The sequence below is a fragment of the Ensifer sesbaniae genome, from assembly GCF_013283665.1.
GTDB lineage: Bacteria > Pseudomonadota > Alphaproteobacteria > Rhizobiales > Rhizobiaceae > Ensifer > Ensifer sesbaniae.
In genome coordinates this window covers 736,413-760,944 of sequence record NZ_JABEKU010000001.1, presented here as the reverse complement: position 1 = coordinate 760,944, position 24,532 = coordinate 736,413, and the positions used below count along the sequence as shown (strand labels likewise).

General features: G+C 63.4%; 21 protein-coding genes, 1 tRNA gene and 1 riboswitch. Of the genes, 11 read left to right on the top strand and 11 right to left on the bottom strand.

The features are described from left to right. Window positions 1–13: 13 nt before the first annotated feature. The 4 genes from BHMPCIPO_RS03705 to BHMPCIPO_RS03690 all read right to left on the bottom strand — a co-directional run bounded on the left by BHMPCIPO_RS03705 (window position 14) and on the right by BHMPCIPO_RS03690 (window position 6,338). Window positions 14–250, bottom strand: coding sequence for an Lrp/AsnC ligand binding domain-containing protein (locus tag BHMPCIPO_RS03705; protein ID WP_065774359.1), 237 nt, complete (start codon window positions 248–250; stop codon window positions 14–16). A gap of 198 nt (window positions 251–448) precedes the next feature. Continuing rightward, entirely contained in the window at window positions 449–1,249 is an 801-nt protein-coding gene (locus BHMPCIPO_RS03700; RefSeq protein WP_173515516.1) for a TIGR02186 family protein, read from the bottom strand. Beyond that, window positions 1,249–2,175, bottom strand: coding sequence for a sulfite exporter TauE/SafE family protein (locus tag BHMPCIPO_RS03695; protein ID WP_173515515.1), 927 nt, complete (start codon window positions 2,173–2,175; stop codon window positions 1,249–1,251). The genes BHMPCIPO_RS03700 and BHMPCIPO_RS03695 overlap by 1 nt, the downstream gene beginning before the upstream one ends. A gap of 338 nt (window positions 2,176–2,513) precedes the next feature. Then, window positions 2,514–6,338 (bottom strand): peptidoglycan-binding protein, encoded by a 3,825-nt coding sequence (locus BHMPCIPO_RS03690; protein ID WP_173515514.1) that lies wholly within the window; start codon window positions 6,336–6,338, stop codon window positions 2,514–2,516. A 522-nt stretch (window positions 6,339–6,860) separates the two neighbouring features. Between BHMPCIPO_RS03690 and BHMPCIPO_RS03685 the strand changes: the two genes are divergently transcribed. The 4 genes from BHMPCIPO_RS03685 to BHMPCIPO_RS03670 all read left to right on the top strand — a co-directional run bounded on the left by BHMPCIPO_RS03685 (window position 6,861) and on the right by BHMPCIPO_RS03670 (window position 12,581). Next, a complete protein-coding gene (locus tag BHMPCIPO_RS03685; RefSeq protein ID WP_173515513.1) occupies window positions 6,861–8,657 on the top strand; it encodes an acyl-CoA dehydrogenase C-terminal domain-containing protein in 1,797 nt (598 codons plus the stop codon). A 71-nt stretch (window positions 8,658–8,728) separates the two neighbouring features. Next, complete coding sequence (locus tag BHMPCIPO_RS03680) at window positions 8,729–9,937, top strand: acetyl-CoA C-acetyltransferase (protein WP_173515512.1); 1,209 nt, start codon at window positions 8,729–8,731, stop codon at window positions 9,935–9,937. Between the two features lie 2 nt (window positions 9,938–9,939). Next, window positions 9,940–10,353: a YbaY family lipoprotein gene (locus BHMPCIPO_RS03675; RefSeq protein ID WP_173515511.1), complete on the top strand. Its 414-nt coding sequence runs from the start codon at window positions 9,940–9,942 to the stop codon at window positions 10,351–10,353. 11 nt (window positions 10,354–10,364) lie between these two features. Continuing rightward, the gene (locus BHMPCIPO_RS03670) at window positions 10,365–12,581 is read left to right on the top strand and encodes an FAD-dependent oxidoreductase (RefSeq protein WP_173515510.1); all 2,217 of its coding nucleotides are present in this window, start codon (window positions 10,365–10,367) and stop codon (window positions 12,579–12,581) included. 140 nt (window positions 12,582–12,721) lie between these two features. Here BHMPCIPO_RS03670 and BHMPCIPO_RS03665 read toward each other — a convergent pair whose 3' ends face one another. Further along, window positions 12,722–13,645: a DMT family transporter gene (locus BHMPCIPO_RS03665; RefSeq protein WP_173515509.1), complete on the bottom strand. Its 924-nt coding sequence runs from the start codon at window positions 13,643–13,645 to the stop codon at window positions 12,722–12,724. A gap of 215 nt (window positions 13,646–13,860) precedes the next feature. Here BHMPCIPO_RS03665 and BHMPCIPO_RS03660 point away from each other — a divergent pair, with 215 nt between their 5' ends. Then, complete coding sequence (locus tag BHMPCIPO_RS03660) at window positions 13,861–14,442, top strand: LysE family translocator (protein WP_173515508.1); 582 nt, start codon at window positions 13,861–13,863, stop codon at window positions 14,440–14,442. 67 nt (window positions 14,443–14,509) lie between these two features. Here BHMPCIPO_RS03660 and BHMPCIPO_RS03655 read toward each other — a convergent pair whose 3' ends face one another. Continuing rightward, entirely contained in the window at window positions 14,510–14,983 is a 474-nt protein-coding gene (locus tag BHMPCIPO_RS03655; protein ID WP_173515507.1) for an SRPBCC family protein, read from the bottom strand. Window positions 14,984–15,117: 134 nt separating this feature from the next. On the opposite strand from BHMPCIPO_RS03655, the gene BHMPCIPO_RS03650 reads away from it, so the two are divergent. The 4 genes from BHMPCIPO_RS03650 to BHMPCIPO_RS03635 all read left to right on the top strand — a co-directional run bounded on the left by BHMPCIPO_RS03650 (window position 15,118) and on the right by BHMPCIPO_RS03635 (window position 17,926). Beyond that, entirely contained in the window at window positions 15,118–15,627 is a 510-nt protein-coding gene (locus BHMPCIPO_RS03650; RefSeq protein ID WP_173515506.1) for a winged helix-turn-helix transcriptional regulator, read from the top strand. Between the two features lie 226 nt (window positions 15,628–15,853). Beyond that, a complete protein-coding gene (locus BHMPCIPO_RS03645; protein WP_173515505.1) occupies window positions 15,854–16,507 on the top strand; it encodes a S24 family peptidase in 654 nt (217 codons plus the stop codon). 13 nt (window positions 16,508–16,520) lie between these two features. Further along, the gene (locus BHMPCIPO_RS03640; protein WP_173515504.1) at window positions 16,521–17,375 is read left to right on the top strand and encodes a thermonuclease family protein; all 855 of its coding nucleotides are present in this window, start codon (window positions 16,521–16,523) and stop codon (window positions 17,373–17,375) included. 140 nt (window positions 17,376–17,515) lie between these two features. After that, window positions 17,516–17,926 (top strand): tellurite resistance TerB family protein, encoded by a 411-nt coding sequence (locus BHMPCIPO_RS03635; protein WP_173515503.1) that lies wholly within the window; start codon window positions 17,516–17,518, stop codon window positions 17,924–17,926. A 41-nt stretch (window positions 17,927–17,967) separates the two neighbouring features. Here the strand turns inward: BHMPCIPO_RS03635 and BHMPCIPO_RS03630 are convergent, their stop codons facing one another. The 3 genes from BHMPCIPO_RS03630 to BHMPCIPO_RS03620 form a co-directional block, all read right to left on the bottom strand. Next, window positions 17,968–18,801, bottom strand: a complete 834-nt coding sequence (locus BHMPCIPO_RS03630; protein WP_173515502.1) for a transporter substrate-binding domain-containing protein — start codon at window positions 18,799–18,801, stop codon at window positions 17,968–17,970. Between the two features lie 141 nt (window positions 18,802–18,942). Then, a tRNA-Gly gene (locus BHMPCIPO_RS03625) sits at window positions 18,943–19,017 on the bottom strand. 81 nt (window positions 19,018–19,098) lie between these two features. After that, entirely contained in the window at window positions 19,099–20,196 is a 1,098-nt protein-coding gene (locus BHMPCIPO_RS03620; protein WP_173515501.1) for a 2'-deoxycytidine 5'-triphosphate deaminase, read from the bottom strand. A 74-nt stretch (window positions 20,197–20,270) separates the two neighbouring features. Continuing rightward, window positions 20,271–20,349, top strand: a riboswitch (SAM riboswitch). 44 nt (window positions 20,350–20,393) lie between these two features. Between BHMPCIPO_RS03620 and BHMPCIPO_RS03615 the strand changes: the two genes are divergently transcribed. Both BHMPCIPO_RS03615 and apaG read left to right on the top strand, forming a co-directional pair. Further along, on the top strand, window positions 20,394–21,578 hold the full coding sequence (locus BHMPCIPO_RS03615) for an O-succinylhomoserine sulfhydrylase (RefSeq protein WP_173515500.1): 1,185 nt from the start codon (window positions 20,394–20,396) through the stop codon (window positions 21,576–21,578). 223 nt (window positions 21,579–21,801) lie between these two features. Beyond that, complete coding sequence (gene apaG / locus BHMPCIPO_RS03610) at window positions 21,802–22,194, top strand: Co2+/Mg2+ efflux facilitator ApaG/CorD (protein ID WP_065773477.1); 393 nt, start codon at window positions 21,802–21,804, stop codon at window positions 22,192–22,194. 109 nt (window positions 22,195–22,303) lie between these two features. Here apaG and BHMPCIPO_RS03605 read toward each other — a convergent pair whose 3' ends face one another. Together BHMPCIPO_RS03605 and argF are read right to left on the bottom strand one after the other, a co-directional pair. Beyond that, window positions 22,304–23,302: an Hsp33 family molecular chaperone gene (locus BHMPCIPO_RS03605; RefSeq protein ID WP_173515499.1), complete on the bottom strand. Its 999-nt coding sequence runs from the start codon at window positions 23,300–23,302 to the stop codon at window positions 22,304–22,306. A 285-nt stretch (window positions 23,303–23,587) separates the two neighbouring features. Continuing rightward, window positions 23,588–24,505 (bottom strand): ornithine carbamoyltransferase, encoded by a 918-nt coding sequence (argF, locus tag BHMPCIPO_RS03600; protein WP_173515498.1) that lies wholly within the window; start codon window positions 24,503–24,505, stop codon window positions 23,588–23,590. Window positions 24,506–24,532: the final 27 nt, after the last annotated feature.

Sequence of the window (24,532 nt, the reverse complement as noted above, 5' to 3'; positions counted from 1 at the left end):
GCCGCGGCCCTGGTCAGAACGCGTTGAAGGTCAGCGTCGTCAGCGAGCGCGAGATGCCCGGCACCGTGGCAATGTTGTCGTTGATGAACTTGCCGATGTCCTGGCCTTCTTCGATGTAGATCTTGATGATCAGGTCGTAGTCGCCGCTCGTCGAATACATTTCCGAAACGATTTCCTTGCGGTAGATCTCGTCAGCGACCTCGTAGGTCTTGCCGGGAGCGCACTGCAACTGGACAAAAATCGGTTTCATCGGGCTTCCTCTGCCTGTGTCGCGTCGCTTGCCGCCACAAGCGCAAGCACCGCTTTCTCGAACCCTGCGCCCTTCGGCGCGGCGCTTCAGATCAACATCTTAGGGATGTCCCGGTACTTTATCCCTGAAACATCCTACCGCCCCTTCTTTAAACGCGCGCCGGGAAAAAGGAAACGCAAGGCCACCTCCTGCCCCAAACTATTCCTTGCGGAAGATGAGGCTCGCGCCCCAGCCGGTAACGACCGCGAGCAGCACGGCAACGAGGCCGTAGAAAAGCGGTTGCTGATGCGCTGCCTGGGTAATGAACTGTTCCAGGCCAGTCTTGACGACACGTAGCGGCAGCGCCTTGGCGGCAACGAAGACGCCATCGCGAAAGAGATAGGCACGCACCACATGGACACCGTTCGGGACGTTGGCCGGTAGGCGTACCGAAGCCTTGAACAGGCTGGCACTGATGAATTGCACGCCGCCCGGATCGCGTTCATAGACGCCGCTCGTCTCACGGATGCGGCGGAAAGCGTTGCGGAACTCGCCGAGATTGCTGCCGTCGCCGACGAAGCCGAGCGGCACCAGCCGCATGTGATCGACGCCGATGCCCATATTGCCCATCTCACCGGGCGGCGCGATCGTCTCGATATCGCGCGTCGACGACAGCGAATAGGATTCCGGCACCAGCTCGAAGGTCATGGAGCTGGTGTTCACCCAGATGCCGAAGACGCGCTCCTTCTTGCGCACTGTCGCATTGTCCTTCGGGCCTTCGAGGGTCACGATGATGTTGTACCTGCCCTGGGCCAGTAGCCCCTGGTCGAAGCCGTCGACAGCGCCGAAGATCGTCAGATCCGCGCCGCGAAAATCCGAGGTGATGGCGATCTCGTCGCTGGAGATGCCGATTTCCAGCTTTTCCGTCAGGTCGGCGTTTTCATCCTGAAGCGCGGCATCGGCCGGCGCCGCCAGGGCAAAGGCGAAAAGAACGAGGGCTGTGCGAGCGAAGCGGATCATCAGAAACCGAACCCCGCTGATACGACCGAATAGATGTCCTTCGGCGGGATGACGAGCTCGATCGCCAGACGAATGCCGACGGCAAGAACGAGGAGCGCCAGCAGCGCACGCAATTGTTCGCCGCGCAGCTTCTGGCCGACGCGCACGCCATATTGCGCACCGATGACGCCGGCGATCATCAGGACGAAGGCGAGCACGATATCGACGGTATAGTTGGTCGATGCCTGGACGATGACCGTATAGGCGGAGACGAAGATGATCTGGAACAGCGACGTGCCGACGACGACGTTGGTCGGGATGCGCAGGAGATAGATCATCGCCGGCACCATGATGAAACCGCCGCCGACGCCCATGACCGAGGTCAGGATACCGATGCAGAAGCCGAGGCCGATCACCGGAATGACGCTCAGATAGATCTTCGACTTCTTGAAGCGCACCTTCAGCGGCAGGCCGTGCACCCAGTTGTGCTGGCCGGGGCGGCGCAGGGTCGTCGCCTGGTTCTTGGCGGCCTTGCGCATGGCGGCGATGCTCTCCCAGAGCATCAGCCCGCCGACGGTACCGAGCAGAACGACGTAAAGCAGCGAGATCACCAGATCGAGCTGGCCGAGGCGGCGCAGCAGCGAAAACAGCCAGACGCCGACCGTCGCTCCGGCAAGACCGCCGCATAGGAGCACCGTGCCGAGCTTGATGTCGATGGTGCCGCGCCGAAAATGCGTGATCGCGCCCGAGATCGACGAGGCCACCACCTGGTTGGCGCCGGTCGCCACCGCCACGACGGGCGGAATATTATAGAACATCAGGAGCGGCGTGATCAGGAAGCCGCCGCCGACGCCGAACATGCCGGAAAGAAAGCCGACGGCTGCGCCCATACCGAGAATGATGAGTATGTTCACCGACAACTCTGCGATGGGCAGATAGATCGTCACGCCGGGTCCTCGATATGCCAATGGCCCGCAAGGCGGGCAAACCGGTTAATGTGGCAAGCAACTCACCACGAATGAGGGATTATTCGAAAGGCCGGCACCTCTCCCGAGGGCGAGGCGGCCTCCGTCATGCACTCCTGCAGCGTTGCGCTCCACCAGGACGTGCCAAGGTCACGGTCGGACCTTGATTGCTGCATCAGTTCTTTCCTAGCCTGATTCCGATTAAGGAATTATGCAGCAGGCCTGACATTTCAACCTTTTCAGCCACATGGCAGAGGACTTCGCCACCCGCAACCCGTGTCGCCCGGCTCTGCGGCTTTATTACGGCGCAAGCCCAAGGTTCAGGAATTGCGCTTCAGCAATTCCTTGACCAGCTGTTCGGTGATTTCGCCCGTCGGTTCCTGGCCGACCGACTTCTGGAAGGCCTTGATGGCAGCCACGGTCTTCTTGCCCATCTGGCCGTCCGGCTTGCCGGCATCGAAACCGTTGTTGTTCAGGATTGCCTGGATGTTGCGGACCGCCTTGGTCATGTCGACGCTGGCGGTCTTGTTGGCCGGGCCAACCCAGGCATCCGGAACATCGACCGTGTTAGCCTTGGCGTCGACCGGCTGCGCCTTCCAGGCCTCGGCCTTTGCCTTGGCGCTTTCGAGCTGCTCAGGCTTCATCGCCTTGGCAACTTCGTCACGCTTGGCGGCGGCATCCATATCGCCTTCACGGGCGGCGGCCGAGAACCACTTGTAGGATTCGGTCAGGTCCTGCGGCACGCCGTTGCCCCGCGCATAGAGAACGGCGAGGTTGAACTGGCTGTCGCGAATACCGAGTTCGGCAGCCTTTGCGAACCACTTCGTTGCCTCGGCAAAGTTAGGCGAACCATCGCGGCCGCTCGCCAGCATCACCGCAAGGTTGTGCATGGCGCTGGCGTTGCCCTGGCCAGCGGCGGAAAGATAGAGCGCCTTGGCCTTCGCGGCGTCACGCGTTACGCCCATGCCTTTTTCATACATGCTTGCGAGACGGTACTGCGCAGGAACGACGCCGGCGTCTGCGGCGCGCTGATACCATTTGGCGGCTTCCGCCATGTTTTCAGGTACACTGCGGCCCTCGCTGAAGCGGGCGCCGATTTCGAAGAAGGCAAGCGGGTCGCCGCCCTTGGCGGCCGTCACCAGAGCCGCCGGGCCGAAACCCTCCGGCAGCACGATCTCGCTCGGTGCAGCCGTCGTCACCAGTGCCGTCACCGCCGCGCCATCGGCCGGCGAACTGACAACAGCAGCGCCATCGGCGGGTGCGTTGCCGACCGACGTCGGCTGGAATTCGGAGGCCGGCGAAGCAGTTTTCGTTTCTGCGGCCGGCACAAGCATCGGTGCTTTTTCTTCGGCCGGCGTCGCAATGGTGGTCGTCGGCACGGCGGTTGCCGGTACCGAGATCGAAGTTTCGGGTACCTTCGCTGGTGCTTCGACGGAATCGAGAGGCGCAGCGACAGCGGTCTCGGATGCCGTGACGGGGGTCGCAGCCGGGGTCACGGCCGCCGTCTGCGGCAGGAGGTCATCTACGATCTTGTTTTCGCGCGATTCCGGCACCGCCCGCTGCTCGATGATCGCCGCCGGCTCCACCGGTGCGGTCTCGTGCTTCTTCAGGATGTTGCTGACCAGCGGGTAAGACATGATTGCCAGCAGCACCGCACCGACGGCCATCAGGATCGGCCGGCGATGGCGAGCGAAAGCGCCGCCGATGACGGAGGTCTTGCCGCCTTGACCCACCCTGTTCAGGGTGTCGGCTTCTTCGACCGCGAGCTGGGCGGCACGGCGGGCGGCGGCGATGAAATCCGACTTGTCGCCATCGGCAGGCTGAACGCCCGCCTTGCTCATCTGGCCGGCACGCACGCGTTCCAGGATCTTCTTGACGTCGGGAACGCCGGAACCCGGCTCCAGGAGTTGATTGGCCTCTTCGGGCGCAAGCATTTCGGAGGGATCGATCGACGGCGTCGGCTCGACGATCTGCCGGGCCTGCTCCGGTGCCTGCTCGGACCGCTTGCCGGAGAAACGCCGGGTGAGACCGGCAATCAAGCCGGTGCGGGCTGCCGCGGCCGGTTCGCGCACGTCTTCGACTTCAACGGTCGAGACCTGCTGTTCATCGGCAAAAGCCGTTGCCGGCTCGCCGGTCTGCGCGGCCACAGCCTGATCTTCGGCCTGCAAGGCGCGGACGTTGCGCTGCAGATCCTCGTAACGGTCGTCGAGATCGTTGCCGCCGAAGGGATCGTCGAATTCCGGCTGTGCGGCCGTGGACATCTGTGCAGGTTCGCGCAGCACCGGCGTTCCAGCCCGTGCCGGCATTGCCGGCTCGCGATTTTCGATGCGCTCCAGCTTGTCGGCGATCTGCACGAGGGTCTCGTGCAGCGCCTCGAAGGTGCGCGCCGTGCGCTCTTCGCTGGATCGGCTCAGGTCTTCGAGCGTGCGAAGATCCTTGGCAAGCGCCGAGATGGCGGCCAGATCTCCGCCGGCGCCTCGGGGAGAGCCGTTCTTGGCATAGGCTTCCATCACAGCTTCGGCCGCCTGGCGGGCGGCCTCGACGATGTATTCGTCGCTGGTCGAGAGGTAATCCTCGAGCGCACTCATGCGGTTTTCAAAATCGGCGGGCATTGCGCTTGCAGCGACATCGGCGCGCGGCTGGCTGACCAGCGTCGACAGATTGGCGATCTGCGCTTCGAGGTTCTGCAGGGCGGCGCGATCGTCGAACGGAGCAGCGTGGGTCTCTTCCAGACGCTGCGCGATGCCGACCAGCCGATCTTCCAGGCGGTCGAAGCGCGGGTCGGATGCCGGTTGTCCGCCATGGGCATCAAGTTCGTCGATCCGGCGTGCCAGATAGTCGAGCCGTTCGGCCAGTGCGTCGTTGACGCTGCCCTGATCCAGGGCCTCGATCTTGCGCGAAATGTCCGACAGGTAATCGCCGAGATCCGCCTGCGCGGTCCTGTTGCTGCGCTCCATCAGCAGCGCAAGCTGGTCGAGACGTTCCTCCAGCCGGGCGGCAGCCTTTTCGCTGGCGAGGTCCTCGACCCGGGCCGTCAAGGCCTCCAGGCGTGCGCCGAGCCCGGAATCGCTCGGGCGCGACAGGTTGTCGATCTGGCGCGACAGGTCGCCGAGCCGGCTTTCCAGCCGATTGACGAAACCACCGTCGAGACCGGTCGTCGTGCGGCTGTTGGCAGCGATGGCGCGGCTGATCTCGTCGAGCCGGCTGTCGAGATCGGCAAACTGCGAGACGAGACGACGGTCGTCGGGCTGGATCTGGCGGCCCAGCATTTCGATCGCCTGGGCAACGGCGATCAGCTTGTCTTCCAGCGCGTCGACGGCGGAGCTGTTCTTCAGCGAGCCGATCTGCGACTTGATCTCGTCCAGCCGATAGGCAAGCGCCACCAGTTCGTCGTCACGGTTCTGGTCAAACGCGATCAACCGGTCCTCGACGCCGTTCCAGCGGCTCTCCATGCGGCGCATGCTGTCTTCACGCGCCAGGCCGTCGATCATGGCGCGCAGTTCATCGAAGTCGCCGCGCAGCGCGTCGGCCTGGGCCGGGGAAGCCTGGCGGCCGAGCTGCTGGATGCTGTCGGCGAGGCGCTGCATGTCGCCGCGCACGTCTTCGGCGAAGCTGTGATCCTGCGCCTGGGCCTTGATGCCGCGAATTTCGGACCGCAGCGAATTCATCTCGCGCGTCAGCCCGTCGGTGATGTCGCGCTTGAGATCCTGGCGCAGACCGACCAGCGCTTCGGCAATATCGTTGACGGCCGACGACGGACGCTGCGGCTGGCTGTGAAGCGGTTGCCGGCTCGGCTCGTCGACGAAGCGGTCGGAGATGGGGCGCTCAGGGGTATAACGTTCCGGCTCGCGCTGCGGCAGCCGGTCGCGAAAGGACGGGCGCTCGCGCGAAGCGCTGAGGCTGCGCTGGCGCTGCATGATTTCGGCGACGGCATCGCGGGGCGTTACCGGTTCTCTGGCTGGTTCGCGGGCCGGCAGGCGCTCGCGCTCGGGCGGCCTCGGCGCCGCGTCGCGGGCCGCGCCGCTCATCAGGCCTTCGATCCGCGCCTCGAGTCCTTCGATGGTGCGGTTCAAGGCGTCGAGCGACGGCCGCTCGCCATAGGACTGGCTGCCTGCGCGCTGAGGATTTGATCGCGATCCATTCATGGTGTTCTTCGCCCCTGTCGTCGGCCATCTCGAAAGTCGTCACGGAAGAAAACAGCTTTCTTCACCCCTGTGGCGCTTCCGACGTGGGCAAAGCTACAACGACACGACGCCAGGACTCGTTGCGACTTCGACCATCTCAACACGCACCTTTCATGAAACGTGGTAAACAAGCCGTTAATCTGCCCCGATTTTTTAACGATTTGGCAGGATCGGCCGCGAGCGCGGGTCTCCGCCCCGCTTTCCGCTCCCCGGTGCTCGCGACGAAACTTCGCAACCCGCAATTTTTGACGTTTACGCAAACGTCAAAATTTTGTAGCATCCTACCAACGATGCGAGACCGCCTAGGGCATCCCGCTTTCACGTGCCATCACTGGAAGCGGAAAGATGCTCTAGAATCAAAGTGCTAGGGCGTCCCTTCTACGTTCGTCCGAACGCACGGCGCCCTAGAGGAGGGCGGCGCATCCGGCATCTGCAACCGGGCGTCGACGACGAGACGCCCGAAGCACCAAAGGCGAGGAAAGAATGCCCATCTACAAGGCTCCAGTCGACGACACCCTTTTCATCCTGAACGACGTGCTCGGCATCGAACGCTACAACAACCTTCCGGGCTTCGCCGACGCGACGCCCGACATGATCGAAGCAATCGTTGGTGAAGCCGCCAAGCTCGCCGAAGAGGTTCTGTTCCCGATCAATCTCTCCGGCGACCAGGAAGGCTGCAAGCGCCACGACGACGCATCGGTCAGCGTGCCGAAGGGGTTCAAGGAAGCCTTCAATCTCTATCGTGAAGGCGGCTGGCTCGGCCTTGCCGTTCCCGAGGAATTCGGCGGCCAGGGCCTGCCCTATACGCTGCACACCGCCGTCGGCGAATACATGTCCTCGGCCAATATGGCGCTGACCATGTATCCGGGCCTCACCCAGGGCGCGATCGCCGCGATCCTCGTTCACGGTTCGGACGAACAGAAGCAGACCTATCTGCCGAAGATGGTGACCGGCACCTGGACCGGCACGATGAACCTGACCGAACCGCATTGCGGCACCGACCTCGGCCTGCTGCGCACCAAGGCAGTGCCCGCTGGTAACGGCACCTACAAGATTTCCGGCCAGAAGATCTTCATCTCCGCCGGCGAACACGACATGTCGGAAAACATCATCCACCTGGTGCTTGCCCGCATCGAGGGCGCACCGGAAGGCGTGAAGGGCATCTCGCTGTTCATCGTGCCGAAGTTCAAGCTGAATGCCGACGGCGAACCGGGTGAACGCAACGGCGTTTCCTGCGGCGCGATCGAACACAAGATGGGCATCCACGGCAACGCCACCTGCGTCATGAACTATGACGAAGCCGAGGGCTATCTGATCGGCGCAGAGAACAAGGGCCTCAACGCCATGTTCGTGATGATGAACGAGGCCCGCCTCGGCGTCGGCATGCAAGGCCTCTCGATCGCGGAAGTCGCCTACCAGAACGCCGCCAACTATGCCCGCGACCGCATCCAGGGCCGCTCGCTTTCCGGCCCGAAGGCACCGGACAAGAAGGCCGACCCGATCATCGTGCATCCGGACGTCCGCCGCACGCTGATGACGATCAGGGCCTTCAACGAAGCCGGCCGCGCCTTCACGTTGTGGACCGCGCTGAAGTCCGACATCGCCCACCGTTCCGACAACGAAACCGATCGCCAGACGGCCGATGACATCCTCGGTCTGATGACGCCGATCCTGAAGGGGGTCCTGACCGACAAGGGCTTCGACCACGCCGTCATGGCGCAGCAGATGTTCGGCGGCCACGGCTACATCGAAGAACACGGCATGAGCCAGTATGTCCGCGATGCCCGTATCGCCATGATCTACGAAGGCGCCAACGGCATCCAGGCGCTCGACCTCGTCGGCCGCAAGCTGGCCTTGAACGGCGGCCGTGCGGTCATGGCGCTGTTCAAAGAGATCGGCGACTTCTGCGAGGAAAACCGCAGCAACGAGAAGCTCGCCGCCTATACCAAGGCGCTGAAGAAGGGCCTCAACGACCTGCAGGCCGCCACCATGTGGTTCATGCAGAACGCCATGGCCAAGCCCGACAATGCCGGCGCCGGCTCGACCGACTACATGCACCTCTTCGGCCTCGTCGTGCTTGGCTACATGTGGGCGAAGATCGCCAAGACCGCGCAGGAAAAACTTGCCTCTGGCGAAACGGCGCGCGCAGACTATCTGAAGAACAAGCTGATCACCGCGACGTTCTTCATGGAAAGGATCCTGCCGGAAACGGCCCTGCGCAAAGCCCGCATCGAAACCGGTGCCGACACGCTGATGGCGCTCGACGCGGCCGCTTTCTAATCTCGCCGCGGACTCGATCTAAAATGTTTTGACTGGCGGCACTTCCGGTGCTGCCGAAAGGGAGATGAGACATGACGAAAGTCTTCGTTTACGACCACGTGCGCACGCCGCGCGGCCGTGGCAAGAAGGACGGATCGCTGCACGAAGTGCCCTCCGTGCGCCTCGCCGCCAAGATGCTGGAAGCGGTGCGTGACCGCAACGACCTCGATACGTCGACCGTGGACGACATCATCATGGGCTGCGTCGATCCGGTGATGGATGCCGGTTCGGTGATCCCGAAGGCCGCCGCCTTCGAAGCCGGCTATTCGACCCGCGCCCCCGGCATGCAGATCTCGCGCTTTTGCGCCTCCGGTCTCGACGCCGTCAACTTCGGCGCTGCCAAGATCGCCCAGGGTGCCGACGACATCGTCATTGCCGGTGGCGTCGAGAGCATGTCGCGCGTCGGCCTGGGCATGTCCGGCGGTTCCTGGTTCATGGACCCCTCGGTCAACCTGCCGGCCTATTTCATGCCGCAGGGCGTTTCCGCCGATCTGATCGCCACCAAATACGGCTTCAGCCGCGACGACGTCGATGCCTATGCAGTGGAGAGCCAGAAACGCGCCGCACATTCCTGGGAAAAGGGTTACTTCAATAAGTCCGTCGTGCCGGTCAAGGATCAGAACGGCCTGACGATCCTCGACCGTGACGAGCACATGCGTCCCGGCACCGACATGCAGGCGCTCGCCGCGCTCAACCCGTCGTTCCAGATGCCGGGCGAGATGGGCGGCTTCGAGGCCGTCGCCATCCAGGCGCATCCGGAAATCGAGAAGATCAACTACGTGCACCATGCCGGCAACTCCTCCGGCATCGTCGACGGTGCCGCAGCCGTGCTGCTCGGCTCCAAGGCCGGCGGCGAGAGCATGGGCCTGAAGCCTCGCGCCCGCATCCGCGCCTTCGCCAATATCGGCTCCGACCCGGCGCTGATGCTGACCGGCCCGGTCGACGTCACCGAAAAGCTCCTGAAGCGCGCCGACATGAAACTGTCGGACATCGATCTCTTCGAGCTCAACGAAGCCTTCGCCGCAGTCGTGCTGCGCTACATGCAGGCCTTCGACATCCCGCACGACAAGATCAACGTCAACGGCGGCGCGATCGCCATGGGCCATCCGCTCGGCGCCACCGGCGCGATGATCCTCGGCACCGTGCTCGACGAACTGGAACGCCGCGATCTCAACACCGCGCTCGTGACACTGTGCATCGGCGCCGGCATGGGCACGGCCACGGTCATCGAAAGGGTCTGACGATGGACGGGATGCGCCGCACGCTTCTCGGACTGATGGGCCTGGGGCTGCTTGCAGCCGCCGGCTGCGTCTCCGACGAGGAAGAGGGCGGCGATAGCTTCACGCTCACCGGTGCGATCACCAATGTCGCCAGCGGACCGGTTCCGGCCGGTACCGTCACCATAAGGCTCGAGGACCAGGGCGTGGCGGACGCCGCCGCCAAGCTGATCGCCGAGACATCGGTCGTCAGCGACGGCAAGGCTACCCGCGTACCCTTCGTGCTGCAGGTGCCGAAGCCCGAGCTCGACAAGGCCGTCGACGCGGGCTTCACCATCCGCGTCGAGCGCGACGGACGGCTGATCGCCACCAACACCAGCAAACAACGTTACAGCGGCGGATCGAACATCTCGCTGCGCATCGAACCCATTCTCTACTGAGGGGGAGAACCATGACGCAATACACCAATTTCAAGATGGAGACCGACGCCGACGGCATCGCGCTCGTCACCTGGGACATGCCTGAGAAGTCGATGAACGTCTTCACTCAGGAGGTAATGGAAGAGCTCAACGCCATCGTCGACGCAACCACCGCCGACGCTGCGGTCAAGGGCGTCGTCTTCACGTCTGGCAAGTCGAGCTTCTCCGGCGGCGCGGACCTGTCGATGATCAAGTCGATGTTCACGTTCCAGCAGGAGGAGAAGAAGAAGGATCCGGATAACGCCGCCCAGAAGCTCTTCGACCTGGTCGGCCGCATGACCGGGCTCTTCCGCAAGCTCGAAACCTCGGGCAAGCCCTGGGTCTCGGCGATCAACGGCACCTGCATGGGCGGCGCCTTCGAGCTGTCGCTCGCCTGCCACGGCCGCGTCGCATCCAATTCGAAATCGGTGAAGATCGCGCTTCCCGAGGTCAAGGTCGGCATCTTCCCGGGCGCCGGCGGCACCCAGCGCGTGCCGCGCCTCACCAACGCGCAGGATGCGCTGCAAATGATGACGACAGGCTCGTCGTTGACGGCGGCGCGCGCCAAGGCGCTCGGCCTCGTGCACGAAGTCGTCGACGCCGACAAGCTGGTCGACGCCGCCAAGGCGATGATCAAGAACGGCCTGAAGCCGGTGCAGCCCTGGGACGAGAAGGGCTACAAGGTTCCGGGCGGCGGTATCTGGACGCCGGCTTCGGCCCAACTCTGGCCGGCTGCCTCCGGCATTCTGCGCCGCGAGACCTACGGCAACTATCCGGGCGCCATCGCCATCCTGAAATGCGTCTATGAAGGCCTGCAGGTGCCGTTCGATACGGCGCTCAAGATCGAGCAGCGCTACTTCACCGAGATTCTTCAGACGACCGAAGCCTTCTCGATGATCCGCTCGCTGTTCATCTCGATGCAGGAGCTCGGCAAGGGCGCCCGCCGCCCGGCCGGCGTGCCGAAGTCGGAGTTCAAGCATGTGGGCGTCGTCGGCGCCGGCTTCATGGGCGCCTCGATCGCCTATGTGACGGCCGCCGCCGGCATCCCCGTCACGCTGATCGACCGCGACATGGAAGCGGCCGAAAAGGGCAAGGCCCACTCGGAGGGCCTGGTCAAGGATTCGATCGGCAAGGGCCGTCTGACCAAGGAAGAGGGCGAAGCGCTGCTTGCCCGCATCGCGCCGTCGGCCGACTACAACGACCTCAAGAGCGCCGGCCTCGTCGTCGAGGCGGTGTTCGAGGATCGCCAGGTCAAGAAGGACGTGATCGAGAAGGTGGAAGCGGTGATTGCCGAAGACGCGATCTTTGCCTCCAACACCTCGACGCTGCCGATCACCGGCCTTGCCAAGAACTCCAAGCGCCCCGGCCAGTTCATCGGCATCCACTTCTTCTCGCCGGTCGAGAAGATGATGCTGACGGAAGTGATCCTCGGCAAGGAAACCGGCGACAAGGCGCTCGCCACGGCGCTCGACTATGTCGCCGCGATCAAGAAGACGCCGATCGTCGTCAACGACACCCGCGGCTTCTATGTCAACCGCTGCGTCTTCCGCTATATCCACGAAGCCTATGACATGCTGATCGAAGGCGTGCCGCCGGCGATGATCGAGAATGCCGCCAAGATGGCCGGCATGCCGGTTGGTCCGCTGTCGCTCAACGACGAGGTGGCGATCGATCTCAGCCAGAAGATCCTGAAGGCCACCGTCGCCGACCTTGGCGAAAAGGCCGTCGATCCCAAGCACATGGCGCTGATCAACAAGATGGTCGACGAGCTCGACCGTCGCGGCCGCAAGAACGGCAAAGGCTTCTACGAGTACCCGGCGAAGCCCGCCAAGAAGTACCTGTGGCCGGAGCTGAAGACGCTCTATCCGCAGAAGGACGCCGACAAGATCGATGTCGAGGTACTGAAGCAGCGCTTCCTGGCGACGATCGCACTCGAAGCCGCCCGCACCATGGAAGAAGGCATCGTCACCGACCCGCGCGAATCGGATGTCGGCTCGATCCTCGGCTTCGGCTTCGCGCCCTATACCGGCGGTACGCTCTCCTACATCGACGGCATGGGCGTAAAGGCCTTCGTCAAGATGTGCGAGAAGCTTGCCAAGGACTATGGCGACCATTTCAAGCCGACGGCGCTCCTGAAGGAGATGGCCGAACGCGGCGAGACCTTCTACGGCCGCTACGACCCCTATGGCGAGAAGAAGCAGGCGGCGTAAGCCAAGTTCACCGAAGGAAGCAGGCCCCCTCGCGGGGCCTGCTTTCGTTTCAGGCCCCGGCTTTCCCGCCTGACATGCGTCGTTGCTTACGTCCGTCCAGGCGAAGGTCTCCGCATCTAGGAGGAAACGGTGGAGCGCCGCTACACGACCTCTGAGGCGGTCTGATCGACAGTACGTCCGTCTAGGGATGCACCGGCGCGACGATGCGCCAAGCGTTCGCCGACGATGATCAGCAGGCCGGCCGCGAAGATCAGGCCGGCGCCGGCAAAGACGTTGACGGCCGGGACGTCACCCCAGATCAGGAAGCCCAAGCCGAAGGCCCAGACGAGTGAGGTGTATTCGAAGGGCGCGATGACCGAGATCGGCGCCCGACGCATGCCCTCGAACAGCGCGAACTGGCCAATGCCGGCAATGACGCCGGTGCCCGCCATCAGGGCGACGTCGAAGAGCGCCGGCGGCGTCCAGAAGAAGCCGACGGCAAGCCCGGTCATCGCGATGAAGAAGACGTTGGAGATGGTCATCTGCACCAAGGTCGTTTCCTGGAGCGCGGTCTTGCGCAGCATGACGGTGCCGATCGCCCAGAAGACGGCGGCGGTGAGCGCCAGGAACACGGGCAGCGACAGCTTCATGCCGGTGCCGAGCGGATCACAGGCGATGAGCACGCCGACGAAGCCGACGAAAACGGCGAACCAGCGGATCGGCGGGACGTCCTCGTTCAGCATCGGCACGGCGAGCAGCGTCACGATGATCGGCGCGGCATAGTAGAGCGTCGTCATCTCCGCGAGGCCGAGATCGCGCGCCGCGTTGAAATAGGAGAGCCAGGCGGCGAGCAGCAGCAGGTTGCGCACGAAGAGCGGCTTGATCACCGGGGACGCGACGGCGCTGCGCACCAGCTTGCCGCGGCCAATGACCAGGCAAAGCACGAGGATGGTGATGCTGCGGGTAAACAGGATCTGCCAGACCGAATAGCCGTCGACGAGCCATTTGACCGACGCGTCCTGCAACGAGAACAGGAAATAGGAAAACGTCGTCATGACGATGCCTGACAGGACGGTCTTGTTCATGGAAGCCTCGATCGCGCCGGCGGGAAGAAGAGCGGCAGCGACGGTCTGATAGCGCGACCGGGATACACGCGGAAGGGGTGTTCCGCGGCCGGTTGTAGCGATTTCTTGGGATGGTTTCCTGGAAGGATCGGAGCGCGCTTGATGGAGATCAAGACCGGGCGCTTGCGCGGTTGCTACAAGACGGCGATAACGGCCACGAAACCAGGTCCAACGATATGCAACCGCTCGCCTTCGCCCTTGCCGCCCTGATCCTGCTCGCAACGCCGGGCCCGACGAACACGCTGCTCTGGCTCTCCGGCGCCTCAGTCGGGCTCCGCCGTTCGCTGCCGTTGCTGATCGGCGAGCTCGGCGGCTATCTCGCCGTCATCATTCCGGCCGTGGCGCTTCTGGCGCCATTCCTCGCCGCCCATCCGCAGCTCGGCCTTGCGCTCAGGCTCGTCGCCGCCTGCTGGGTTCTCTACCTCGCCTATGCGCTCTGGACCACCGATGCCGAGCGCAGCGAAGGTGTCGTCATCTCCATCCGTCAGGTCTTCGTCACGACGCTGCTCAATCCGAAGGCGCTGATCGTCGCGCTGGTGCTGCTGCCGCAAACCGGACTGGCAGCCGTCTGGCACTGGATCGCGGGCTTCTCACTGCTGATCGTCGCCGTCGGAGCGAGCTGGATCGGCGCCGGCGCCATGCTGGTACAGATGTCGAAAGGTTTGTCGACATCCCATCTGCCGCGCCGGATTGCCGCCGTCTGCCTCACGTTCTTTTCCATGGGAATTGCCGGCAGCGCGATCGCGGCCATGCATTGAAGCATCAACGGAAGACCGGATCGCGCTTCAGGAATACCTCAGTTTCCCTGCGAAAACCTGACAGCCGTCAGGCCGCCGCAGCCGTCTCGCCGACTTCCTTGGCCAGCGCGTCGATCAACCGTTCCCAGCCCTCACGTCGGTATTCGAGTTTGTCGAGCCCATCGAGGAAGGCGGCCTGCTCGGTAAAGACAAGGCGCGATCCACGACCCTCAGGCCGGATATCGACCGTGGCGATGGAGGCGGAAATCCTCCTGTCGTTCTCTGTCATCGTATAGGCGAAGATGATCCGGCGGTTCTCGACGATGTCGAGATAGACAGTGTCGTCGCAGTAGATCGTCTCGCCGTCCTGGCTGAAGCGACCGCTTTCGCGGCCGCCGACACGGAAGTCGTGGCTGAATTCGGCCACCGGCCAGCCGTCAGCAGTGACGAACCAACGTTCCTTTGCAGCCGGCTCGGAGAACGCCCTGAACACCTGCTCCGGCGTCGCCTTGAAGCTGCGCTCGATGGTAAAGCTCGAATGTTCAATCGATCGCTCGGTCATGTTTCTCGTTTCCTCTGACCCGGTAGCCGGTGGCCTTGTTTAACTGATTTCACATTAAAACCGCTATAATTTTGAAAGCAGTTGCACGCTAACTCCACTGATGCGATAATGCAAGCGGTCTTGAAGAGGTGCCAATGAAGGACGACATTCGCTCGGGTTGCCCGATCAATCTTTCGCTCGAAGTGTTCGGCGACAAATGGAGCCTGCTCATCATTCGTGACATGATCTTCGGCGGTAAACGGCACTTCCGAGAATTGCTGCGATCCCAAGAGGGCATCTCGTCGAACATCCTTGCGGACCGGCTGAAGATGCTGGTCGAGCAGGGCATGCTGACCAAGGCCGACGACCCCAGCCACAAGCAGAAGGCCATTTACAGCCTGACGGAGATGACGATCGCGCTGGTACCGATCATGGCCCAGCTCGGCGCCTGGGGACGGCGCTACCTGCCGGTCAGCGAAGAGCTCAGCATCCGCGCCGAACTGATGGAAAATGGCGGCCCCGAGCTCTGGGATCGCTTCATGGACGAGCTTCGGCACGACCATCTCGGTGCGCCTCTCGATGGACCGCCGCGGGTGCGCGCCATGCTGCAGGCCGCCTATGAAGAGGTGGTGGCAAGGATAGCGCGAGAAAAGGCCACGGCGTGACCGCGATCGAACGGCAGACACTCGGGTTTCATGCGCGCCAACAAAGCGTTCCCTCCGATGAAAGCCTGTCCCGTCCGTCGAGCAAAGCAAAGGGCACGCCGCCCCCAAGGCAAATGACGGAGAAAGGACTATTTTCCTTCGGATTCTTTACCGGAACCCAGGCTTTCGGTAGTGTGGTGCAGAACAAACCAGCAAGCGGCCGCCCCGTTCGGCCCGGATCCTTCGCATGTTGTCTCACGGCACGATCTGGCACGCCATCGATGCATTGGCCGAGCGCAATCAGCTCTCGCCTTCGGGTCTCGCCCGCCGCGCCGGGCTCGACCCCACCTCCTTCAACAAATCCAAGCGCCACTCTGCCGACGGGCGGGAACGCTGGCCATCGACGGAATCGATTGCCAAGGTGCTCGAGGCGACCGGCGCGACGATGGACCAGTTCACCAGCCTGTTGAGCCCGGATGGCACGCAAGCCCCTGCCCCGGCGACGGCGAGTGCGGCGATCCCGCTGATCGGCTTTGCCCAGGCGGGCGCGGGCGGCTTCTTCGACGACGGCGGTTTCCCGGCCGGCCAAGGCTGGGATGTGATCGATTTCCCGACGGCCGCGGAACGCCGGACCGGCATCTACGCGCTCGAGGTCCAGGGCGACAGCATGATGCCGCTTTACCGCGACGGCGACACCCTGATCGTCGATCCGGGCGCGCAGGTTCGGCGCGGTGACCGTGTGGTGGTCAAGACGCGCGAAGGCGAGGTCATGGCCAAGGTCCTGACACGCCAGACGCCGCGCACGATCGAGCTCCTTTCCCTCAACCCGGAGCACCCGAACAGGAGCTTCGAGATCAGCCAGATCGAATGGATCGCCCGGATCATCTGGGCCAGCCAATAGGACGTTCTTCCTGATGCGGCAGCATTTATACACCCTTGCCGGCGGCATCGCCGCGATCGCGCTTTTCACCGGCATCCTCTATGCGGGTGCGGCCGCCATCCGTGACCGCGAGAGTGCCGCCACGCCGGACCTCGTTCTCGAAACGCCCGACATGGCGGAAATCGAGCCGGCCCCGGATCAGGCGGAAACGGGCGAAGACGTGCCACTCGATCCCGGCACGTCCTCTGGCGGCGCTTCCGTGCCAGACGCCTCTGCGACCGGCGAGCAACCGCAGACCCCGACGACGGAAAAAACCGCACGCGCCATCGAGCCGCAACAGTTCGGCCTCCCCGACACGGTCACCAGCGCACCGCTCGAACGGGCCGAGCCGCGCGCACCCTTATCGGAACCGGAGAAGCAAGCGAAGGCCGCCGCCGGGCCGACTATCCTCTATCGCCCCGTGGCGGTCGCCGCTGGCGTGATCCAGTTCGATAAGCTGACGGTGCAGATCGATGGCATCGAGCCCGAGCAGGCGGAGAGAACCTGCGAAACCGGGGGGAAGAGCTGGCCCTGCGGCATCGTCGCACGCACTGCCTTCCGGAACTTTCTGCGCGCCCGTGCGGTGAGCTGCGACATGCCCGAGGGAGGCGCCGGCCCATCGGCCACGGCTTCCTGCTCGCTCGGCGGGCAGGACCTCGCGGCCTGGCTGGTCGATAATGGCTGGGCAACGCCCGTACCCGGCTCGCCGCTCGAGAAACGGGCCGACGCCGCACGCCAGGCAAAGCTCGGCTTCCATGGCGACGATCCGCGCGACTTCAGCCAAACGCCGATGACATCAGATGATCCAACCCTCGGCACCGGGATGGAGGAGCCGCAGCCGGACTTGTAAACGGACGCGGCAATTCCCAGTTCTCAATTGTCCGGATCGTCTCGCTTTTCATTGGGATGATCCGGCTCCTTGAAACTCCGCAATCCGGGTGGAAACCGCTTCACGCCTTTCTTGGAATTGCTCTACCGTCGGAAAGCCCCATGCTGCCAAGCCTCAGTCACCACGAAGCTCTCGTCTATGTCATGGTGATGATGTCGGCGGTCGACCGCGAGATGAGCGACGACGAATTCGCCCGCATCGGTCGGCTCGTGCAGTTCCTGCCCGTTTTCGACGGGTTCGACGGGGACCGGCTCGTCCATATCGGCCACGAATGCTCCGCCCAGCTCGCGGCTCCCGAAGGGCTGGACATCGTCCTGGAGATCGTGCGTGAGGCGCTTCCGGAAAAATTCCACGAGACGGCCTATGCACTCGCCGTCGAAATCTCCGCGGCGGACCAGCGGATTCGCAACGAAGAGATTCGGCTGCTGCAATTGCTGCGCGATCGCCTGGGTCTCGACAAGCTCACCTGCGCGGCAATCGAGCGCGGTGCGCTTGCCCGCTTCCGCCGGTAGCCCTGTCATTCGTTGGCGGTCACGCCAAGCCCACCTGGCACTCAGTAAATGCCGTTCGGGAAGTAGCGCAGGTAGATTTCCTCGAGCCGGCCGCTGCGCGACAGCGCCAGCAACGCGTGGTCGATAGCCTGGGTCAGGGCCGGTTCGGATTTGCGGTTCATGATCGTCAGGCCTTCGCCGAGAAAGCGCTGCGAGAAATAGGCGCCATCGACGAGCGCGCAGCAGCCGCCGGCTGTTGTGCCTGGGACCCAGAAGGAAAGCTGCAAGCCGTCGGAAAAGACCGCCGGCACCTCACCCTTCTGCAGCGCGGCCAGCATGGCGTCGCGATCCGGGAAGACCTTGGCCTCGATCCTCGGGAAGAACGCCTTGAACATGGCCTCATGCGTCGTACCCGCCACGACACCGACGGATTTTTTCCTGAGATCCTGCGGACGCGCCACGGCGCCGGCCGCCTTGGAATTGACGGCGAAGCGCGCCGGAAGTCGCATGAAGGCGCGCGAGAAGCCGAAACGCTGGCGCAGTTCCGGGCCGACGGCGATGCCGGCGGCAACAGCTTCGCCCTGCCCCTCTTCCAGCGCCGGCAGAAGTTCCGCATAGGTCACGGCCTGGATCTGGCATTTGGCTTCGATGTCGAGTTCGCGGCAGATCTCGCGCACGAGATCGACGTGAAAACCGGAGAGCTTGCCGGACTGGTCGATGAAGTTGAACGGGGGAAAGTCCACGGTCGTCAGAAAGCGCAAGCGTGCAAGGCCCGTGAGATCGGGCTTGGCGATACGCTCGCGCGCATCGAACAGAATGGGCAGGTCCTTGGGCTGTGCCGCGAGCGGCGTTGCGATCAAGGACGCGCAAAGGGCAAACAGGCTAAGAAATCTCATGGGCAGCGGGCCGGCACGTCTCATGTGGCAGGGGCGGCCCTTAGAACCGCTTGATGATTCATCGCGTACCAAGTTATCCGTCGCGATCGCAACTGGCCATAGCCTCTAGAAGTGCGAGGCAACACAAAGATCAGCGAGAATTGGAGCGGGTGATCGGGATCGAACCGACGACATCAAGCTTGGGAAGCTGGCGTTCTACCACTGAACTACACCCGCGAGACTTGCGAAATTTCCCGAACCGGGACGATCTGTCAAGGACCCTTGCGCGATGTCGCATGAGGTCCCGTGCAAAATCCCCTATTCGGCGCGGAAATGCTTCGAAAGCTTCAGGCCCTGCGCCTGGTAGTTGGAGCCGACACCGAGGCCGTAGAGGCCGTCAGGACGTTCCAGCATGTGTTCATAGATCAGCCGGCCGACGATCTGCCCATGCTCAAGAATGAACGGCACCTCGTGGCTGCGGACCTCCAGAACGGCGCGACTGCCGCTGCCGCCGGCAGACGCATGGCCGAAGCCCGGATCGAAAAAGCCGGCGTAGTGCACGCGGAATTCGCCCACCAGCGGATCGAACGGCGTCATCTCGGCCGCATAAAGCGGCGGCACATGCACCGCTTCGCGCGAGACGAGGATGTAGAACTCGTCCGGATCGAGGATCAGCTCGTCGCGTCCGCGGCTGTAGAGCGGCTCCCAGAAGTCGAAGATCGCGTGCTGCGCCTTCTTGTCGACGTCGATGACCGCCGTGTGGTGCTTGCCGCGGTAGCCGATCAGGCCGTCCGGGCCGGTTCCCTTGAGGTCGATCGACAGTGCAATGCCGCCGCCGCTGACATTCGGACGCTCGCTCGCCACGAGAACGTCGCTCTCGTGCAACGCCAGCAACTCCTGCTCCGACAGCAGCGACTGGCCCATGCGGAAGCGGATCTGCGACAGGCGCGAACCGCGGCGCACGACGATCGGGAAGGTGCGCGGGCTGATTTCGAGATAGAGCGGACCGCTGTAGCCGGCCGGGATCTTGTCGAATTCCTGGGCGCGGTCGGTGATGACGCGGGTGAAGATGTCGAGGCGGCCGGTCGAGCTTTTCGGATTGGCCGAGGCCGACATGCCCGCAGGCAGCGCCAGACTCTCCATCAGCGGCACGATGTAGACGCAGCCGGTTTCCAGCACCGCGCCGTCGGTCAGATCGACCACATGCAGCTTCAGCCGGTCAAGCTTGTCGGCGACGAGGTGGGACGGGCCGGGCATGAAGCTCGCGCGGACGCGAAAGGCCTTGGCGCCCAGGCGCAGGTCGAGGCTTGCCGGCTGGATCTGATCGGCATCCAGCGGCCTCTCGCTCTTCAGGCGTCCCGTTTCGAACAGCGCGGCGATCGCGCGGTCGGCCAAAATCCCAGTGTCGCGGCCCATTGCAGTCCTCTTTCCAGTTGCGAGACAAAACCAAACTCCGGGAATTGACGCAAGCGCACCCAAGCAGTATTGGAGCTTTATCCCGTGGTGATTTGGCCGGTCGGCTTGCAGCCACGTTAAACAAGTAGCTAAAAAGGCCGGGTGTCAAACCGGCCCTTCACGCGGCCGGTTTTTTTGTTTTTGAAAGTGATCGTCACATGAGCAAAAACTGGCGCCCGGCAACGCAACTGGTTCATGGCGGAACCACCCGCTCGCAGCACGGCGAAACCTCCGAAGCGATCTTCCTGACCCAGGGCTTCGTCTACGAAACGTCGGAAGCGGCCGAAGCCCGCTTCAAGGGCGAGACCGAGGGCTTCATCTATGCCCGCTACGGCAGCCCAACCAACGACATGTTCGAAAAGCGCATGTGCATGCTGGAAGGCGCCGAAGACGCGCGCGCCACGGCCTCGGGCATGGCTGCCGTTTCCGCGGCGATCCTCTGCCAGTTGAAGGCCGGCGATCATATCGTTGCCGCGCGCGCGCTCTTCGGCTCCTGCCGCTGGGTCGTCGAAACGCTCGCGCCGAAATACGGCATCGAATGCACGCTGGTCGACGGCCGCGATCTGGCGAACTGGGAAAAGGCGATCCAGAAGAACACCAAGGTCTTCTTCCTCGAAAGCCCGACCAACCCGACACTCGAAGTGATCGACATCGCCGGCGTCGCCAGGCTCGCCAACCAGATCGGCGCCAAGGTCGTCGTCGACAACGTATTCGCGACCCCGCTCTTCCAGAAACCGTTGGAACTCGGCGCGCATATCGTCGTCTATTCCGCAACGAAGCATATCGACGGCCAGGGCCGCTGCCTCGGCGGCGTCGTGCTTTCCGACAAGGAATGGATCGACGAGAACCTGCACGACTACTTCCGCCACACCGGCCCGGCCATGTCGCCGTTCAATGCCTGGACGCTGCTGAAGGGCATCGAGACCCTGCCGCTGCGCGTACGCCAGCAGACGGAAACCGCACGCCGCGTCGCCGACTTCCTGGCAGAGCAGCCGCAGGTGGCCAAGGTCATCTATCCCGGCCGCAAGGATCACCCGCAGGCGGACATCATTGCCAAGCAGATGACTGGCGGCTCCACCCTCGTCGCCTTTGAACTGAAGGGCGGCAAGGAGGCAGCCTTCGCGCTGCAGAATGCGCTCGAGATCGTTCGCATCTCCAACAACCTCGGCGATTCCAAGAGCCTGATCACCCATCCGGCAACGACGACGCACAAGAACCTCACCGACGAGGCCCGCGAAGAACTTGGCATTTCCGCCGGCACGGTGCGCTTCTCCGCCGGGATCGAAGACAGCGAGGACGTTGTCGAGGATTTCGCCCGCGCGCTGAAGGCCGTCAAGGCCTGACGCCCCACCGAAACCTACGGCCGTCGCAGCAGGCGGCGGCCGTCGATCCCTCGCGGCGCCCCCCCCGCGTTACGCCGTGGCAGCGGGAACGAGAGGGCTCAAACACCCGATCATGATGCCGCAAGCCATTGCCCCAGAATGGCTATGCACAATCTTGCCGTTATTCTTGACGAAACCATCTTGCTGTAGAATACCCTGAAAGACCTGAAGCAAGGTGTTGCCCATGTATCGCGCTTTGACCCGCGACATAGAAGTTACGGTGGAGCCGTACTATCTCGAAGAGCAGTCGGATCCTGATGACGGCCGCTATGTCTGGGGCTATCGCATCGTCATTTCCAACCATTCCGACGCAGCCGTGCGGCTGATGACCCGCTACTGGCATATCACGGACGAGAACGGACAGGTCGATGAGGTCAGCGGTCCCGGCGTGATCGGCGAGCAGCCGCTGCTCAATCCCGGCGATACCTACGAATATTCGTCCGGCTGCCCGCTGGATACGCCATCGGGCGTGATGTTCGGCCACTACAGCATGGAATCGGAAGGCGGAGAGACCTTCAACGTGGCCATCCCCGCCTTCTCGCTCGATTCACCCGGGCTCGTGCGTACCCTGAACTAAAGCATGTCGCGCCAAAACGTGCAGCGATCCTGCGATAACGACATGCGAAATATCAAGGGCTTAAAGCGCAAGGGGCGATTCTGAAGGATCGCGACGCGCTTGTCCGGAGTCACGCCTGCTCCTGCGGCTGCACTTCGCTTGCTTCGAAACGGTAGGTCGTCGAGCAGAATTCGCAGGTGACCTTTACGACACCATCCTCGATGGTGCTTTCGAGATCATCCGCTTCCAGATTGGCGAGCACCGAACGGAGCTTCTCGCGCGAGCAACTGCAACGGTCATAAACCGCCTGCGGTTCATAGACGCGCACGCCGCGCTCGTGGAACAGCCGGTAGAGCAAGCGTTCGGTTCCGACCGTCGGGTCCGTCAGCTCGTCGGTGTCGATCGTCTCGACCATCACCTTGGCTTCCGCCCAGTGATCGTCGTCCTTGACGACGCTTTCGCCGTTATCGCCGTCGCCGCCGGAGAGATCAGGCTGGCGCATGCGCTCGGGCGCTTCCGGCAGGAACTGCGCGACCATGCCGCCGGCGCGCCAGCGATGGCGCGGCTTGCCGTTCTCATCGCGATCGAGCAGCTCGGCGACGCCGAGCCTGACCTTGGTCGGGATCTGCTCCGATTGGCGGAAGTAGACGCCGGCGATTTCTTCCAGCGTGGCACCGTCAAGTGCGACGATGCCCTGGTAGCGCTGGGTATGAGCGCCCTGATCGATGGTAAAGGCGAGCACGCCCTTGCCGAGCAATTCATGCGGAAGGGTGCGGCCATCCTTTTCGGCGGCGGCCAGCGCATCCGCATCGTAGCGGGCATAGGCGCGCACGCGGTCCGGCGTCGAGAAGTCGGCGACGACTAGATCGACCGGACCGTCCCCCTTCGTCTGGACGATCAGCTTGCCTTCGAACTTAAGCGAGGTGCCGAGAAGCACCGTCAACACAACGGTTTCGGCAACGAGCCGCGCGACCGGAAGCGGATAGTTGTGGCGCTCCAGAATTGCGTCCAGCATCGGGCCGAGCTGCACGGCGCGGCCGCGCACATCGAGACCTTCCACCTGGAAAGGCACGACGTGATCGTCACCGGCAAAGTCGAATTCACCAAGCCCTGGTGTCATGTCAGTCATGTCTTGCTCCTTGCATCAGCCAACTGCGTTACGCCCGGGACATTCCTATCCCCCCGGCGCAACGTGCCCGCTGTCTCAATTGATCCCGCGATGAACGGATTGTCCATCGGGGGTGTGCCGTTCGCCAACGCGCCGCGCACAACCCCGTTGCAGTCGGCGCTTCACTGCTGTCAGGAGCGCCCCACATGCCGCCTAGATCGTGTCGCACAGCGGCGATGTCAATAGCGCGCGCTCCCGCAGCAGCCACCGAAGCGCTGCGCCAGCGCGCACCTGCCGGCAAGGGGCTTAGACGAGCCCCATGCACCAGGCGATGATCGACTTCTGCGCATGCAGGCGGTTTTCGGCCTCATCGAAGACGACCGACTGCGGGCCGTCGATCACCTCGTCGGTCACCTCCTCGCCGCGATGGGCCGGCAGGCAATGCATGAACAGCGCATCGGAGGCCGCGTGCTTCATCAGCGCTTCATTGACCTGAAAAGGCTGGAAGACGTTGTGGCCGCGGGCACGATGCTCCTGGTTCATCGACACCCAGGTGTCGGTGACGACGCAATTGGCGTTGGCGACCGCCTGCTCGGCATCGTGACACAGCAGGACCTCGCCGCCGTTGTTGCGGGCCCAGTTCAGGATCTTGTCCTGCGGCTCGGAGCCCAGCGGCACAGCCATGTTCATGCGATAGCCGAAACGGGCGGAGCCTTCGATCAGCGAATGCAGGACGTTGTTGCCGTCGCCGGTCCAGGCGATCGTCTTGCCCTTCACCGGTCCGCGGTGCTCTTCAAAGGTCATGATGTCGGCCATGATCTGGCAGGGATGGGTATCGTCGGTCAGGCCGTTGATGACGGGCACCGTCGCATGCTCCGCCAATTCCAGCAGCCGCCGGTGGTCAGTGGTGCGGATCATGATCGCGTCGACATAGCGCGACAGGACCTTGGCAGTATCGCCGATGGTTTCGGCGCGGCCGAGCTGCATCTCCGTGCCCGACAGGAACAGGGTTTCGCCGCCGAGCTGACGCATGCCGACATCGAAGGACACGCGTGTGCGGGTGGACGGCTTTTCGAAGATCATCGCCAGCATCTTGCCGGCGAGCGGCTTCTCCGCGGTTCCGGCCTTGGTCGCCGCCTTTCGGACGCGGGCGTCGTCAATGATCGTCCGGAGATCGGCGGCCGTCACGGCCGAAAGATCGAGAAAATGTCTGGTGCCTGCCATCGTACTCGGTTCCTGTCTGAAAAATCG